Annotated in this window: 14 protein-coding genes; 5 read left to right on the forward strand and 9 right to left on the reverse strand. The window is 72.0% G+C overall.

What is annotated here, in order from left to right:
* Positions 1-25: 25 nt before the first annotated feature.
* The 5 genes from ACFWJW_RS26610 to ACFWJW_RS26630 all read right to left on the reverse strand — a co-directional run bounded on the left by ACFWJW_RS26610 (position 26) and on the right by ACFWJW_RS26630 (position 3808).
* Positions 26-724, reverse strand: a complete 699-nt coding sequence (locus ACFWJW_RS26610; protein WP_387246126.1) for an HAD family hydrolase — start codon at positions 722-724, stop codon at positions 26-28.
* Positions 721-1464 carry a phosphatase PAP2 family protein gene (locus ACFWJW_RS26615; protein ID WP_387246127.1) on the reverse strand — a complete coding sequence of 248 codons (744 nt, stop codon included), beginning with the start codon at positions 1462-1464 and terminating at the stop codon, positions 721-723. The genes ACFWJW_RS26610 and ACFWJW_RS26615 overlap by 4 nt, the downstream gene beginning before the upstream one ends.
* Positions 1465-1622: 158 nt before the next feature.
* Positions 1623-2558 (reverse strand): M56 family metallopeptidase, encoded by a 936-nt coding sequence (locus tag ACFWJW_RS26620; RefSeq protein WP_387246129.1) that lies wholly within the window; start codon positions 2556-2558, stop codon positions 1623-1625.
* 138 nt (positions 2559-2696) lie between these two features.
* Positions 2697-3296, reverse strand: a complete 600-nt coding sequence (locus ACFWJW_RS26625) for a DUF5134 domain-containing protein (protein ID WP_387246131.1) — start codon at positions 3294-3296, stop codon at positions 2697-2699.
* Between the two features lie 125 nt (positions 3297-3421).
* Positions 3422-3808 carry a VOC family protein gene (locus ACFWJW_RS26630; RefSeq protein ID WP_387246133.1) on the reverse strand — a complete coding sequence of 129 codons (387 nt, stop codon included), beginning with the start codon at positions 3806-3808 and terminating at the stop codon, positions 3422-3424.
* Positions 3809-3947: 139 nt separating this feature from the next.
* Here ACFWJW_RS26630 and ACFWJW_RS26635 point away from each other — a divergent pair, with 139 nt between their 5' ends.
* Both ACFWJW_RS26635 and ACFWJW_RS26640 read left to right on the forward strand, forming a co-directional pair.
* Entirely contained in the window at positions 3948-4496 is a 549-nt protein-coding gene (locus tag ACFWJW_RS26635) for a GNAT family N-acetyltransferase (protein WP_387246135.1), read from the forward strand.
* A 121-nt stretch (positions 4497-4617) separates the two neighbouring features.
* Positions 4618-5535, forward strand: a complete 918-nt coding sequence (locus ACFWJW_RS26640; protein ID WP_387246138.1) for a LysR family transcriptional regulator — start codon at positions 4618-4620, stop codon at positions 5533-5535.
* A 243-nt stretch (positions 5536-5778) separates the two neighbouring features.
* Here the strand turns inward: ACFWJW_RS26640 and ACFWJW_RS26645 are convergent, their stop codons facing one another.
* The 4 genes from ACFWJW_RS26645 to ACFWJW_RS26660 form a co-directional block, all read right to left on the reverse strand.
* Positions 5779-6591 carry an amino acid ABC transporter ATP-binding protein gene (locus ACFWJW_RS26645; RefSeq protein ID WP_387246140.1) on the reverse strand — a complete coding sequence of 271 codons (813 nt, stop codon included), beginning with the start codon at positions 6589-6591 and terminating at the stop codon, positions 5779-5781.
* A complete protein-coding gene (locus ACFWJW_RS26650) occupies positions 6588-7472 on the reverse strand; it encodes an amino acid ABC transporter permease (RefSeq protein WP_387246142.1) in 885 nt (294 codons plus the stop codon). Before ACFWJW_RS26650 ends, ACFWJW_RS26645 begins: the two co-directional genes overlap by 4 nt.
* Before the next feature lie 14 nt (positions 7473-7486).
* Entirely contained in the window at positions 7487-8368 is an 882-nt protein-coding gene (locus tag ACFWJW_RS26655; RefSeq protein WP_387246184.1) for an ABC transporter substrate-binding protein, read from the reverse strand.
* A 167-nt stretch (positions 8369-8535) separates the two neighbouring features.
* A complete protein-coding gene (locus ACFWJW_RS26660) occupies positions 8536-9219 on the reverse strand; it encodes a glycerophosphodiester phosphodiesterase (RefSeq protein WP_387246144.1) in 684 nt (227 codons plus the stop codon).
* A gap of 525 nt (positions 9220-9744) precedes the next feature.
* Between ACFWJW_RS26660 and ACFWJW_RS26665 the strand changes: the two genes are divergently transcribed.
* From ACFWJW_RS26665 to ACFWJW_RS26675, 3 genes are read left to right on the forward strand one after another with little or no spacing between them, the layout of a single operon-like run.
* Positions 9745-11142: a DUF6421 family protein gene (locus ACFWJW_RS26665; RefSeq protein ID WP_387246146.1), complete on the forward strand. Its 1398-nt coding sequence runs from the start codon at positions 9745-9747 to the stop codon at positions 11140-11142.
* 59 nt (positions 11143-11201) lie between these two features.
* Positions 11202-11963, forward strand: coding sequence for an SDR family NAD(P)-dependent oxidoreductase (locus ACFWJW_RS26670; protein ID WP_387246186.1), 762 nt, complete (start codon positions 11202-11204; stop codon positions 11961-11963).
* The gene (locus ACFWJW_RS26675; protein ID WP_387246148.1) at positions 11942-13030 is read left to right on the forward strand and encodes a threonine aldolase family protein; all 1089 of its coding nucleotides are present in this window, start codon (positions 11942-11944) and stop codon (positions 13028-13030) included. The genes ACFWJW_RS26670 and ACFWJW_RS26675 overlap by 22 nt, the downstream gene beginning before the upstream one ends.
* Positions 13031-13103: the final 73 nt, after the last annotated feature.

The following is a 13103-nucleotide window of genomic DNA, read 5'->3' on the forward strand; positions in this document are numbered from 1 at the left end:
CCCCGCGCCCCGGCCCGCCCGGCGCTCAGCCCACGAGATCCAGCACCGGCCGCAGCCCGTCCGGGCGCCGGTCCACCGGCAGATGCTCCACCGGCAGGAACGAGCAGCCCAGCGCCGTGGCGCCGCCGTCCGCTCTGCGGTCGTCGCCCACCATCAGGACGGCGGACGGATCCAGCCCCAACTCCCGGCAGGCCAGGGCGAAGAGCTGCGGATCGGGCTTCTGGATGCCGTGCTCGTAGGACAGCACACAGGTGTCCAGATAGCGGTCCAGGCCATGGCCGCGGAGCACCGGTCGCAGATCCCAGCCGATGTTGCTCACCACGCCGGTCCGGGCGCCGCGGCGGTGCAGTTCCGCCAGTACCTCGGCGGCGTCGGGGTACGGCTGCCAGGCCGCCGCCGTCATATGGCGGTCGTAGAGCGCGTCGTACAACTCGGCGTCGGGCAGCGGTACTTGGCGGGCCAGTCCGGTGTACACCGCGCGGTGGTCGCGGGCGTCGCGGTCGCGGATCTCCCACAAGTCGGCCAGCGCGGCGGGGATCTCGACGGGCGAGGAAGCGCCGGGCAGCGCACCGGCCCGTTCCAGCGCGGCCGCCCGGCGGGCGATCTCGGCGTCGGTCATGGCCGTACCGCACGCGGCCAGCGCCGCCCGCAACCAGGACTCGGCGGGTTCGATCCGCAGCAGGGTTCCGGAGAAGTCGAAGAGCACACCTTTGATCGTCGTCATGACCGCCATCCTGCCCACCGCGCGGCGCCGTTCCCCTCCGGGCGGTGCGCATATCCGGTGTACGCCGCTGCCGCCGCGGCCACCAGTGCCCCGCCCAGCAGCCAGCCCCCGACGACATCCGACAGCCAGTGCACGCCCAGATAGACCCGGGTGAAGCCGACGCCGACCACCGAGACCACGGCCACCGCCCCGGCCGTCCACCGCCACAGCGAACGGGCCCCGCACCGGCACAGCGACCACAGCACCAGCGCGCCCGCGATCAGGGCGGACATCGCGTGCCCCGACGGGAACGCCGCGTAGTGCGCCGCGTCCACCGGGTCCGGCCAGACCGGGCGGGCCCGGCCGACCGCCGCCTTCAGCACCTGCTGTAGCCCCGTCCCGACGAGCGCGGTGGCCGCCACCCAGCCGCCGAGCAGCCGTTCACCCCGCCGTACGAGCAGCACGACCGCCGCCACCAGCACCACGCGCATCATCCAGGGGTCCCACAGCCAGTCGCTGAGCACCCGGTTGAGGCGGGTCCAGCCGGGCGCCGCGACGGCCGTCCGGTGCAGCGCACCGGCCAGCGCCCGGTCCACCGCCATCAAGGGTTCCCACCGCAGGGCGACCAGGGTCAGCAGCAGACCGAAGACGAGCGCGCAGAGAACGGCGCACAGGAGGGCCGGAACACGCGAGGCGGGGGCGGGACGGCGGTCGTCGTCCACGGCGGACGACCGTTCGGTGGGTCGCGGCGTCGGTGGCATACCCCGATCTTCGCCGATACCCGGCGCCCGGAGCCACGCCGACCCACCGGCCAACGGCATCGGGGCCCGGCCACCGGCCACCGCCATCGGGCCCCGGCCACCGCCACCGGCCATGAGCCATCGACCATGAGCCATCGGCCACCGGCACCGGCCAGACGTCAGGTCAAAGCCCTCAGCCCGGGAATGAAGGTCACCAGCAGCGGAATCGCCGGTACCAGCGCCGCCACCGCCGTCATCCGCAGCCGGCGGCCGGGGGTGAAGCGGGGCGCGGGGGCCAGCAGCCGGTCCACCCGCTCCGGTACCTGGGCGAGCTGGGCGGGGCAGGGGCCGAACACCCCGCGGTCCTCGTTGAGTTCGACCAGGGCCAGGGCGATCGTCCGGCGGCCGAAGCGGCGCGAGGCCACATCGTCGGCGGCCAGCTCGACCAGCCGGTGCACCTGGTCGCGGAACGCGGCGAAGACCGGGACCTGCGGAAAACCGGCGGCCAGCGCCGAGGCGCAGTACAGCAGGAGGTCGTGCCGGGCCCGCGCATGACCCTGCTCATGGGCGATCAGCGCATCGAGCTGACGCCCCTTCAGCCGACGCAACGCCGAGGTGGTGATGACCAGTTGGGGCGAGGCGTGGGACAGCCACCAGGCTTCCGGGCGGTCCCCCTCCAGGACGACCAGACGCTCCCCGGAAGGCTCCTCGCCGGGCAACAACGGCGCGCGGCGCAGCAGCTCGGCCCGCCGCTGCCGCCGACGGGCGCGTACCGCCCGTACCTCGCGCGTCAGTGCGACGGCCGTCCAGGCGCCGCCGCCCGCCAGGAGCAGCGCCAGCACCCCGGCCCAGGGCCCGTGCGTCTGGAGCGCGTACGCCTCGACGACGACCCGCGGGGCGAGCCCGAACACCGGGCTGCGGACGGCTTCCCAGGCGGCGGCCCCGCTCAGCGACATCGCGAGCAGACAGCACAGCAGAACACCGGCCACCACGCACTGCCACACCCACAGGGCGAGCACCGGCTCACGGTCGGGCCAGTCGGAACGGGCCATCAGCCGTGGCGCCATTGCCGCGGCCAGCACGCCGAGCATCATCAGCGCGAGAGGGACCATCATGCCGTCACCCTATGAGCGCACGACTACCCGTTGGTACGGCCGCGCGACGGAAGTGATGCATACCACCCCGGCAACAGGTGTGAACGGTCAACGGGCGCACGCCCCGCGCCGAACCGGGCGGCAGCGCATCGCCGCAGCTCACAGCGCCAGCAGCATCGCCAGCATGCCGATCCCCATCGCCACCCGGCAGGCCGGCAGCACCCCGGCGCCCGCCACCCCCGCCGCCCCGCCAGCCGTCCCCTTACCAGCCCCCGCGCCCGCCGCCGGCACCAGCCGCACCCCGGCCGCGAGGACATACCCCGTGAAGTAGACGAGCAACAGCCCCGTCAGCAACGGCACACCGCCCGGCACCGAGTGCGCCACCGGGCCCGTCCCGCCCGCCTGGCCCATCTGCGCCATCTGGCCCATCTGCCCTGTGTGGCCCGCCTGTTGGGACGCCGGGGCGACCATCGCGAGCGCCATGTACGCCATGGCCAGCGCGCCCACCGCATGATGCAGATGGCGGTGCGCCAGTGCCCACAGGCCCGCCGCCCCGAAAACCGCGGTGAACAGCCACGGGGACCACGACGGCGGTGCCACCGGCCAGGCCATCGCCGCCATCCCCAGCGCCATCAGCCCCTCACCGCGCGCCTCGCCCCGCTGCGCGGCCGGTCCGCTGCGCGCCCGCACCAGGCAGTACGCACCGGCGGCGGCCCCCAGCAGCACCAGCAGCCAGCCGACCCACACCGGTCCGTGCACGGAGCACCTCCCCTCGTACCCGTACGCATCGGGGGCAGGATGCCCGCCGGGCGTCCGGCACACGGGAGCGCACGGGCGCAAAGGGGGAGCGCGGTGGTGGAGTGCCGCCGGGCGCAAAAACGGCCTCAGGGCCGATAGCGCAGCGGATGATCCGCCGGGACCTCGGTCAGCACGAGGCGGTGGCCGTCCGGGTCGGCGATCCACATCTCGATCAGCCCCCATGGCTCCTGCACGGGCGCGCGCAGCACCTCCACCCCGTGCGCCAGCAGCTCCTGGTGCGCCGCCGCCGCGTCCGCCACCTGGAGCCACAGCTTGAGGGTCTCCGTGGGCGGCCCGGCGGCCCGGCCGGACACCTCCAGGAAGCCGCCGCCGAGGAAGTAGACCGTGCCGCGCTCGGAGCCGGTACCGAATTCCCGGTAGATCTCCAGCCCCAGCGCCTCGCCGTAGAACGCCCGCGACCGCTCGGGGTCGGCCGGCCGCAACAGCACCCTGCTGCTCAGTACATGCACCATGCCCGGACCCTACGCCGCCCGCCCCGCGCGGCCGGGCACCCGCCGCCGGAAGACCGGGACAATCGGCCCTGACATCGCACACCTGCCAGTTGTTAGCCTCCAGGACACCACCCGCCCGCCCGAGAGGACTCCGCGCACCATGCCGACCAGCGAGCCGACCTTCCGCACCGCCCTCGACGCCGATGTCCCCGGGCTCGTCGACCTCATCGAGTCGGCCTACCGCGGGGACACCAGCCGCAGCGGCTGGACCACGGAGGCGGACCTGCTGGAGGGGCAGCGCACCGACCCGGCGGGCGTCACCGCCGTGGTGCGCAACGAGACCGGCCGGCTGCTGATCGCCGAGCGGGACGGCGTGCTGATCGCCTGCTGCCAGCTCGAACACCGCGGGGACCATGCGTACTTCGGGATGTTCGCGGTGCGCCCGGAGCTCCAGGGCGGCGGCCTCGGCAAGGTGATCATCGCGGAGGCGGAGCGGACCGCGCAGGACATCTGGGGCGCCCGGGAGATGCGGATGACGGTCATCCGCCAGCGCACCGAGCTGATCGCCTGGTACGAGCGCCGCGGCTACCGGCGCACCGGGGAGCGCACCCCGTTCCCGTACGGCGACGAGCGGTTCGGCATCCCCCAGCGCCCCGACCTGGAATTCGAGCTCCTGGTCAAGCCGCTCGGCCAGGACGTGTCTCCTTGACGGGTTGCCAGTCGAGAGCAGGGACAGGCCCAGGAGGAGGCGGATACGCATGGGTTCATGCTGTGGCCGGCAGAGCGATAAGGCCAGTAGATAGTTCTGCCGCGATCTAGAATCAGCGCTTATGGAACTTCGCCGGCTCCGCTACTTCGTCTGTGTCGTCGAGGAGGGCGGTTTCACCCGGGCCGCCGCCCGGCTGCATCTGGCCCAGCCCGGCCTCAGCGCCCAGATCCGCCAGCTGGAGAAGGAGGTGGGGCAGCCCCTGCTCGACCGCTCCGGCCGGTCGGTGACGCTGACCGAGGTGGGCCGGGCGGTCCTGCCGTACGCCCGCGCCGCACTGGCCGCGGCGGAGTCGGTGCGGCAGACGGTCGATGCGTACACCGGGCTGCTGCGCGGCCGGGTCACGCTCGGGCTGGTCTCCGGCGCCACCGGCCACGCCTTCGACATCGCCGCTTTACTCGCGGACTTCCACGACGCCCACCCCTCGGTGGAGGTGGCACTCACCGAGGACACCACGGAGCGGATGCAGGCCGCGCTCCTGGCCGGCGAGCTCGACATCGCCGTCCTCGGCACGGCGGAGGAGGCGCCCCCGCCCGGAGCGGCCTTCCAGACGGTGATCGACGTCCCGCTGGTCGCCGCCGTCGCGCCCGGTGATCCGCTGCTCGACCGCGCCGACGGTACGCACGTCCCGCTCGCCGAGCTGCGCGACCGGCCACTGATCTGCCTGCCGCGCGGCACCGGGGTGCGCGCGGCGCTCGAACGCGGCTGTGCGCAGGCGGGGTTCCGGCCCCGGGTGGCCTTCGAGGCGGCCGCCCCACATGTGCTCTCGCAGCTTGCCGCGCGGGGCCTGGGCATCGCCGTACTCCCCGCCGGTGAGGACGAGACCCCTTTTGACGGACCGCTTCGCACGCTGCCGATCGTCCGGCCCGAGATGCGGGCCCGCATCGCGCTCGCCTGGCAGGCCGGCGGTCCTTCGAGCCCCGCGGCCCGGGCTTTCCTCGACCGCCTGCGCGACGTCATCCCCAAGCCGCCCGATTCCTAAGGGCTGTCCCGTAACCCCTGGCGGGCGCACGACGACAGCTACGGCACTCCCCCAGCTAACGCTGGGAGGTGCCCCCACGCCGCGTTGTCGGAACATCCGGATACACCCAGTATCCGGATATCCCTCCGCCTTGCGATGCACCGCATCTGACGTCGTGCGCTGATCCACCAGGGATTACGGGACAGCCCTTAGCCAGGCCGCCCGAGTCCTGGACGAGGAGACACCTCCCGGCCGGCCCCCGGCTCACAGCCGCCCCGCCTGGATGATCCGTTGCAGGAACCGCCGGGTGCGGTCGTGCCGCGGAGCGCCGAAGATCTGCTCGGAGGTGCCGCGCTCCAGCACCACCCCGCCGTCCAGGAAGCACACCTGGTCGGCGACCTCCCGCGCGAAGCCCATCTCATGGGTGGCGATGACCATGGTCATGCCTTCCGTCTTGAGCTCGCGGACGACCTCCAGCACCTCGCCGACCAGCTCCGGGTCGAGCGCCGCCGTGATCTCGTCGAGCAGCAGCAGCCGGGGCCGCCCGGCCAGCGCGCGGACGATCGCGACCCGCTGCTGCTGGCCGCCGCTGAGCCGGTCCGGGTACTCCCCGGCCCGCCCGCCGAGCCCGAGCCGTTCCAGCAGCTCACGGGCCCGCTCCTCGGCCTCGGCGCGCGGCACCCCGTGCACCCGGCGGGGCGCCAGCGTGATGTTGTCCAGCACGGTCATGTGCGGGAAGAGGTTGTACGCCTGGAAGACCACGCCGATCCGGCGGCGGACCGCGTCCACGTCGGCCCGTGGGTCGGTGATCTCCTCGCCGTCCAGGAAGATCGCGCCGTCGTCGATCTCCTCCAGCAGGTTCGCGCAGCGCAGCAGGGTGGACTTGCCCGAGCCGGAGGCGCCGATCAGCGCGGTCACGGTGTGCGGCGGGACCTCCAGATCCACATCCCGCAGCACGACCGTGCCGCGGCCGTAGGTCTTGCGCACGGACTCCAGCCGCAGCACCGGCCCCTCGCCGGGCGCGGCCGGGCCGGCGGTCTCCGCGGCGGGCCGCGGGGCGTCGTCCGTCGTGCTCATACCAGCCCTCCCTGGGCGCGCCTGCGGTCCATGCGAGCCGTGATCCAGTCCGTGCAGCGGGTCATCGGGATGGTCAGCGCGACGAAGACGAGCCCGGCCACGACATACGGCGTGAAGTTGAAGTCCTTGCCGGCGATGATCTGCGCCGCGTAGACCGCGTCCACCGCGCCCGCGATGGACACCAGACCGGTGTCCTTCTGGAGCGAGACCAGATCGTTCAGCAGCGGCGGCACCACCCGCCGCACCGCCTGCGGCAGCACCACGAAGCGCAGTGCCTGTCCGCCGGAGAGCCCCAGCGACCGGGCCGCGGCCCGCTGCGAGGGGTGCACGGATTCGATGCCGGCCCGGAAGACCTCGGCGACATAGGCCGAGTACGTCAGCACCAGCGCGGACCCGCCGAGCAGCACCGGATCGGTGGTCACGCCTTGCAGCCGCAGCGCCGGCACCCCGAAGACCACCATCAGCAGACAGATGATCAGCGGCAGTCCGCGGAAGAAGTCGGTGTACGCGGCGGCGAGCGCGCGCAGCGGGAAGAACACCGGGCCGCGCAGCGTCCGGGCCACCGCCAGCAGCAGCCCGAGCACCAGCACCGCCGCCCCGCACACCACCAGCAGCCGCAGATTCAGCAGCAGTCCGTCCAGCACCTTCGGCAGCGCCATCCGCGCGTACTCCATGCTGAAGAACGTCTCGCGGGTACGCGGCCAGCCGGGCGAGCGGGTGATGACCAGGAAGAGGACCGCGCCGGTGACCAGGGTGCTCAGCGCGGCGACGGCGGTCGCCCGCCGGGCCCTGGCCCGCCGGAACCGCTCCCGCTCGATCCGCCGCGCCGAGGGCACATACCCGTCGTCGGCCGTCTCCTGTGCCGTACGGGTCTTCAACACACCGTCTCCGTACGTCACTTGAGCACCGGAACCGAAACGGCGTCGGTCAGCCACTTCTTCTCCAGCCGGGCCAGGGTGCCGTTCTTCCGCAGGGTGTCCACCGCGGCCGTCACACACCCGGTGATCCGGCTCTCCTTGTCCAGGACCAGCCCGAACTGCTCGTCGGCGGCACCGGTGGCCGCGAACTGCCCGACCACCTCGGCGTCCTCGACCTCCGCCGAGGTGATGTAGAAGGCCGTCGGCAGATCGGTGAGGATCGCGTCGACCTGGCCGTTCTTCAGCGCGGACTTGGCCAGGTCGTTCTTCTGGAAGACGGCCGGCTGCTGGGTGGGCCGGACGGTGTCCTGGAGGACGTCCAGGCTGGTGCTGCCGACCTGCGCACCGAGCTTGACCCGCCGCAGCTCGGCGATGCTCTTGGCGCGCGCCGCCTTGGAGCCCTTGAGCGCGATCACCGCCTGCCGTACGCCGTAGTAGCCGGAGGAGAAGGCGACGGCCCGCTTGCGCGTGGCGCTGATGGAGATCTGGTTGATGTCGAAGTCGAACTTCTTCGCACCGGGCGCGAAGGCGTTGTTGAACGGCACGGTCTGCCAGTGCACCGCGCCCTTGTCGTAGCCCAGCTGCCGGGCGACGGCGTACGCGACCGCGGATTCGAAGCCCTTCCCGTTGGCCGGGTCGTCGTCGTGGAACCACGGCGCGTACGCGGGCTTGTCGGTGCCGACCGTGAGCGTCCCGTGGGCCACGGTGGGCAGTTGGCCGCGGGCGCAGCCCTGCTTGCCCGGCCCGGCGGCCCCCGGGCCACCGGGGGACGCGTCCTGCGGGGCACAGCCGACGGCCGCGGTGAGCAGCGCGACGGTGGCGCAAGCGGCAAGGCGGAGAGGGCGGTTGGCGAGGCGCATGGCGGGAGCGTGGCAGTGCGCGAGGTGATCTGTCGAGATCACCGGCGAAAACATCCGCATGCTGGAAGCACATTGCACGGCTGTGAACTGCGGATTTCTTCGTATGCCGGGGCGGGGCCCGCGGGACGCGGTGCGCCCCGCCCGGCCGGGGCGCCGCGCCCGCCGTCTTACGCCGTGAAGCGGACCGCCCGCCGGATCTCCGGCAGGTCGGTCACCACGCCGTCCAGACCGAGCCCGCGGGCGAGGCGGAGCTGGTCGTGGGTGTTGACCGTCCAGGCCACGACCTTCAGCTGTGCGGCATGCGCCCGCTCGACCAGTTCCAGGGTCAGCCGGCGGATGTTCAGCGAGAGCATCGTCGCGCCCACGGCCAGCGCCCGGTCGACGACATCGGCGCCGTAGCGGCTGCCGACCAGCGCGGTACGGACGCCGGGCAGCAGGGTCCGGATCGCGGCCAGCGCCTCGTCGTGGAAGGAGATCACATCGACCCGGCCGACCAGATCGCGTGAGCGCAGCACCTCGGCCAGCGCCTGCGCGGCCGCCACATCCTTGATCTCGGCCTGGAGCGGCGCCTTGACCGCCGCCACGACCTCCTCGAAGACGGGGATCCGCTCGCCCCGCCCGGCATCGAGTTCCCGCAGTTCGGCGAGGGTGCGCTCGGCGATCGGACCGGCGCCGTCGGTGGTCCGGTCCACGTCCGCGTCGTGCATCACCACGAGCGAGCCGTCCTTGCTCAGATGCAGGTCGAGCTCGATGACATCGAGGCCCTCCTGCTCGGCGCGCACGAAGGAGCGCAGGGTGTTCTCCGGCTCGACGCCCATCATCCCGCGGTGTCCGATGGTGAGAAAGGACAAGGCTGCCTCGCTTCTGTCGGCTCGGTGCCGCTGCCGGCCCGGTCCCGGTGTCGGCCGTCGGCAGCGGCGTAACGAAATGGCGCTCAGCCTAACGGGACGGTACGGCGGAAAAAGGGGTGCCGGACCGGCCACGGTGTGTCCAGTACGGGTACCCGCCATATCCGCTTCCAGACCCCCTCACCCTCGCGTGGGCGAGTCCCCGCCGCGCTGACGGGCCCGGCCGCCGCGGCGCCGGGGAGCGGGGTGTGTCATATGCCATACGGCTACGGACAGTAGATGTTCCGGCGGCCGGACCGCGCCCCTCCAGGAGGCGCGAAGGGGCCGTTCGCCCGTCAACAGCCCCTGGAAGAAGCGCTGAAACCCTTGCCCTCATACCCAGGAAGTGTCGCCTAATGCGTCACGCACAGGAAAAATCGGCGTGATCGACGGGTGTCGGCAGAAAGATTTTCACCGACCCCACTTGAGACGGCGATCCTCGGCTGGTTACCGTGGGCTGACAACACGATCTACCGCCGGAGGGCAGTCATGACGGAAATTCTTTCGCCTGTGGGTGTCCAGGAGGCCACCACGACCGCAGAGAGTGTGGTCGCGCACCCGGCGTGGTCCGTGCTCAAGGACGCGGTCGAGACCATCCGCCCCTGGCAGTCCAAGGACGGTTCGGTCGACCTGGCGGCGGCGGGCGCGCCGAGCGCCGACGCCGTGCGCGCCGAGGTCGACCGCGTCATAGCGGCCGTCGGCGAGCTCGCCCCGCTGCTGCCGCACGACGCCGCCTACCACCAGGCGCTCGTCGCCGACCTGCGCCGCTGGGCCGACAGCGGCTTCGACGTGCCGGACTTCCTGGACTCGCTGCTCGCCTTCCAGCCCGCCCAGCAGCGCGCCGACGGCCTTCAGCACCTGGTGCTGTTCCCCATGTACACCCAGAACGGCAACCCGGACCGCAACTTCGAGGCCGTCGTCCTGCGCATGGTCTGGCCGGACTGGCTCGCCGAGCTGGAGCGCACCCGCTACGACAACCCCCTCTTCTGCGGTATCGCCTTCGAGGACTTCACGGCCGGCTACGACACCAACTCCGCCGTGCTCTTCCCGGAGACCATCGCCGTGCGCGAGGCCCCCGAGCGGTTCACCTGGGGCGGGATCTTCTGCGACCGCGAGGCCGCCCGCTTCCGCCGGGTCAGCGAGGCCGCCATCGAGACGCTCGGCGTCGAACTCCCCGAGGACATCCGCGAGATGCTCGGCGACCAGGAGCGCTGCCAGGAGGCGTTCGTCCTGTGGGACATGGTGCACGACCGCACCCACAGCCACGGTGACCTGCCGTTCGACCCGTTCATGATCAAGCAGCGCCAGCCGTTCTGGATGTACGGCCTGGAGGAGCTGCGCTGCGACCTCACCGCCTTCAAGGAGGCCGTGAAGCTGGAGGCCGAGGGGTACGCCCAGGCGCGTGATGTGCAGTTCGCAGTGATCTTCGACCGGATGTTCCGCTTCCCGGTCACCGGCGACCGGGTCCGCAACTACGACGGCCTGGGCGGCCAGCTGCTCTTCGCGTACCTGCACAAGCACGACGTCGTACGCTGGACGGACAACACACTGCACATCGACTGGGAGCGGGCGCCCAAGGTCACCAACCAGCTGTGCGGCGAGATCGAAAAGCTCTATCGCGACGGCATCGACCGGCCCAAGCTGGTCCACTGGTTCGCTGCGTACGACCTCGTCTCGACCTACCTCGCCCCGCACCCGGGCTCGGTCTGGGCCAAGGGACCCGACGCCCTCGACCTGGACCAGCCGCCGCGCAAACTCGTGGACGACGTGCTCCCCGACGAATTCCCGCTGAGCATGTTCTACGAAGCGCTCGCCAAGAAGCTGCGTGCTGTGATCGCCTCTACCAAGGGCATCACGGCCCACAGTGACGCATTGGCGGCGGCATGAGGACCGAGCGGAACACCCGGCCGAAGGCCGTCCAGCAGCAGGACGAGGAGGCGACGAAGATGGTTACTTCGACGGGCGGCCAGGGGCCGCTGGAGGGTGCGGTCATCGCGGTGGCGGGCGCGGCCGGGCCGGCCGGCCGCGCGACCCTGCTGCGGCTGGCCGAAGCGGGTGCGGTGGTGATCGGCTCGGACTCGAACCCCGAGCGGCTGGCGGAGGCCGTGGACGCGGCGCGCTACGCCCACGGCGGCGCCACGGTGATAGGGGACACCGTCGACCTCCTCGACCTGGACCAGGCCCGTGAATGGGCGGCCCGTACGGAGAAGGAATTCGGCCGGATCGACGGCCTGGTGCACCTGGTCGGCGGCTGGCGCGGCTCGTCGACCTTCGCGGAGACCGACCTGACCGACTGGGACGTGCTGCACAAGCTGCTGATCCGCACCGTCCAGCACACCTCCCTCGCCTTCTACGAGGCCCTGGAGCGCAGCGGCAACGGCCGTTTTCTCCTCACCAGCGCGGCCGGCGCCAGCAAGCCCACCGGGGGCAACGCCGCCTATGCCGCCTCCAAGGCCGCAGCCGAAGCCTGGACGCTGGCCATGGCGGACGGCTTCCGCAAGGCGGGGGGTGAGCAGGGGCCCCGCGCCGCTGCTGCCATCCTGATCGTGAAGGCGCTCGTCAACGACCAGATGCGCGCCGAGCGACCGAACGCGAAGTTCGCGGGCTTCACGGACGTCACGGAGCTGGCCGAGGCCATCGCCGGAGTCTGGAGCCGGCCCGCCCAGGAAGTGAATGGACAGCGTCTGTGGCTGACCCCCGAGCCGTGACCGGAGCGAAGACCGACGCCCGGCGGCACCACGATCCCGAGATACGCGGCTTCGCCAGCGACAACTACGCGGGCGCGCATCCCGAGGTGCTCGCCGCGCTCGCCCTTGCCAACGGCGGCCATCAGGTCGCCTATGGCGAGGACGAGTACACCGCGCACCTCCAGCGGGTCTTCCGCAGCCACTTCGGGCAGCGCGCCGAGGCGTTCCCGGTGTTCAACGGCACCGGTGCCAATGTCGTCGCCCTCCAGGCCGTGACCGACCGCTGGGGCGCGGTGATCGCCGCCGAGTCCGCGCACATCCACGTCGATGAGTGCGGTGCGCCCGAGCGGGTCGGCGGGCTCAAGCTGCTGACCGTGCCGACCGAGGACGGCAAGCTCACCCCCGAGCTGATCGACCGCCAGGCGTACGGCTGGGACGACGAGCACCGGGCCATGCCGCAGGTCGTCTCGATCGCCCAGAGCACCGAGCTCGGCACGGTCTACACGCCCGACGAGATCCGGGCGATCTGCGAACACGCCCATGAGCGCGGCATGGTGGTGCATCTGGACGGTTCGCGGATAGCCAACGCCGCGGCCACGCTGGATGTCCCGATGCGGGCCTTCACCAACGCCGTGGGCGTCGACATCCTCTCCTTCGGCGGCACGAAGAACGGTGCGGTCTTCGGTGAGGCCGTGGTCGTGCTCAACCCCGACCGGGTGCGGGCGATGAAGCATCTGCGGAAGCTGTCCATGCAGCTGGCCTCCAAGATGCGCTTCGTCTCCGTCCAGTTGGAGGCGCTGCTGGCCAAGGACCTGTGGCTGCGCAATGCCCGGCACGCCAACACCATGGCGCAGCGGCTGGCGGCCGGGGTGCGGGAGATCGGCGGGGTGGAGATCCTCTACCCCGTGCAGTCCAACGGGGTGTTCGCCCGGTTGCCGCACGATGTCAGCGAGCGGCTCCAGAAGCGCTACCGCTTCTACTTCTGGGACGAGGCGGACGGTGTCGTGCGCTGGATGTGCGCCTTCGACACCGCGGTGGAGGACGTCGACGGCTTCCTCGCCGCACTCCGCGAGGAGATGGGCCGCTAGCCACCCCTGCATAGCTATGCGCCCGGCAGAAAAGTCATTGACTCTCGGCCGGGCGCATCGCTACGCTCCCCGG

Source organism: Streptomyces sp. NPDC127097 (assembly GCF_042724075.1).
Taxonomy (GTDB): Bacteria; Actinomycetota; Actinomycetes; order Streptomycetales; family Streptomycetaceae; genus Streptomyces.

Bases quoted from the DNA above. Each gene is read 5' to 3' on its own strand.
- ACFWJW_RS26630 (WP_387246133.1), bottom strand. From the start codon at position 3,808: ATGGTGCATGTACTGAGCAGCAGGGTGCTGTTGCGGCCGGCCGACCCC.
- ACFWJW_RS26615 (WP_387246127.1), bottom strand. From the start codon at position 1,464: ATGCCACCGACGCCGCGACCCACCGAACGGTCGTCCGCCGTGGACGAC.
- ACFWJW_RS26610 (WP_387246126.1), bottom strand. From the start codon at position 724: ATGACGACGATCAAAGGTGTGCTCTTCGACTTCTCCGGAACCCTGCTG.
- ACFWJW_RS26635 (WP_387246135.1), top strand. From the start codon at position 3,948: ATGCCGACCAGCGAGCCGACCTTCCGCACCGCCCTCGACGCCGATGTC.
- ACFWJW_RS26620 (WP_387246129.1), bottom strand. From the start codon at position 2,558: ATGATGGTCCCTCTCGCGCTGATGATGCTCGGCGTGCTGGCCGCGGCA.
- ACFWJW_RS26665 (WP_387246146.1), top strand. From the start codon at position 9,745: ATGACGGAAATTCTTTCGCCTGTGGGTGTCCAGGAGGCCACCACGACC.
- ACFWJW_RS26645 (WP_387246140.1), bottom strand. From the start codon at position 6,591: ATGAGCACGACGGACGACGCCCCGCGGCCCGCCGCGGAGACCGCCGGC.
- ACFWJW_RS26670 (WP_387246186.1), top strand. From the start codon at position 11,202: ATGGTTACTTCGACGGGCGGCCAGGGGCCGCTGGAGGGTGCGGTCATC.
- ACFWJW_RS26640 (WP_387246138.1), top strand. From the start codon at position 4,618: ATGGAACTTCGCCGGCTCCGCTACTTCGTCTGTGTCGTCGAGGAGGGC.
- ACFWJW_RS26655 (WP_387246184.1), bottom strand. From the start codon at position 8,368: ATGCGCCTCGCCAACCGCCCTCTCCGCCTTGCCGCTTGCGCCACCGTC.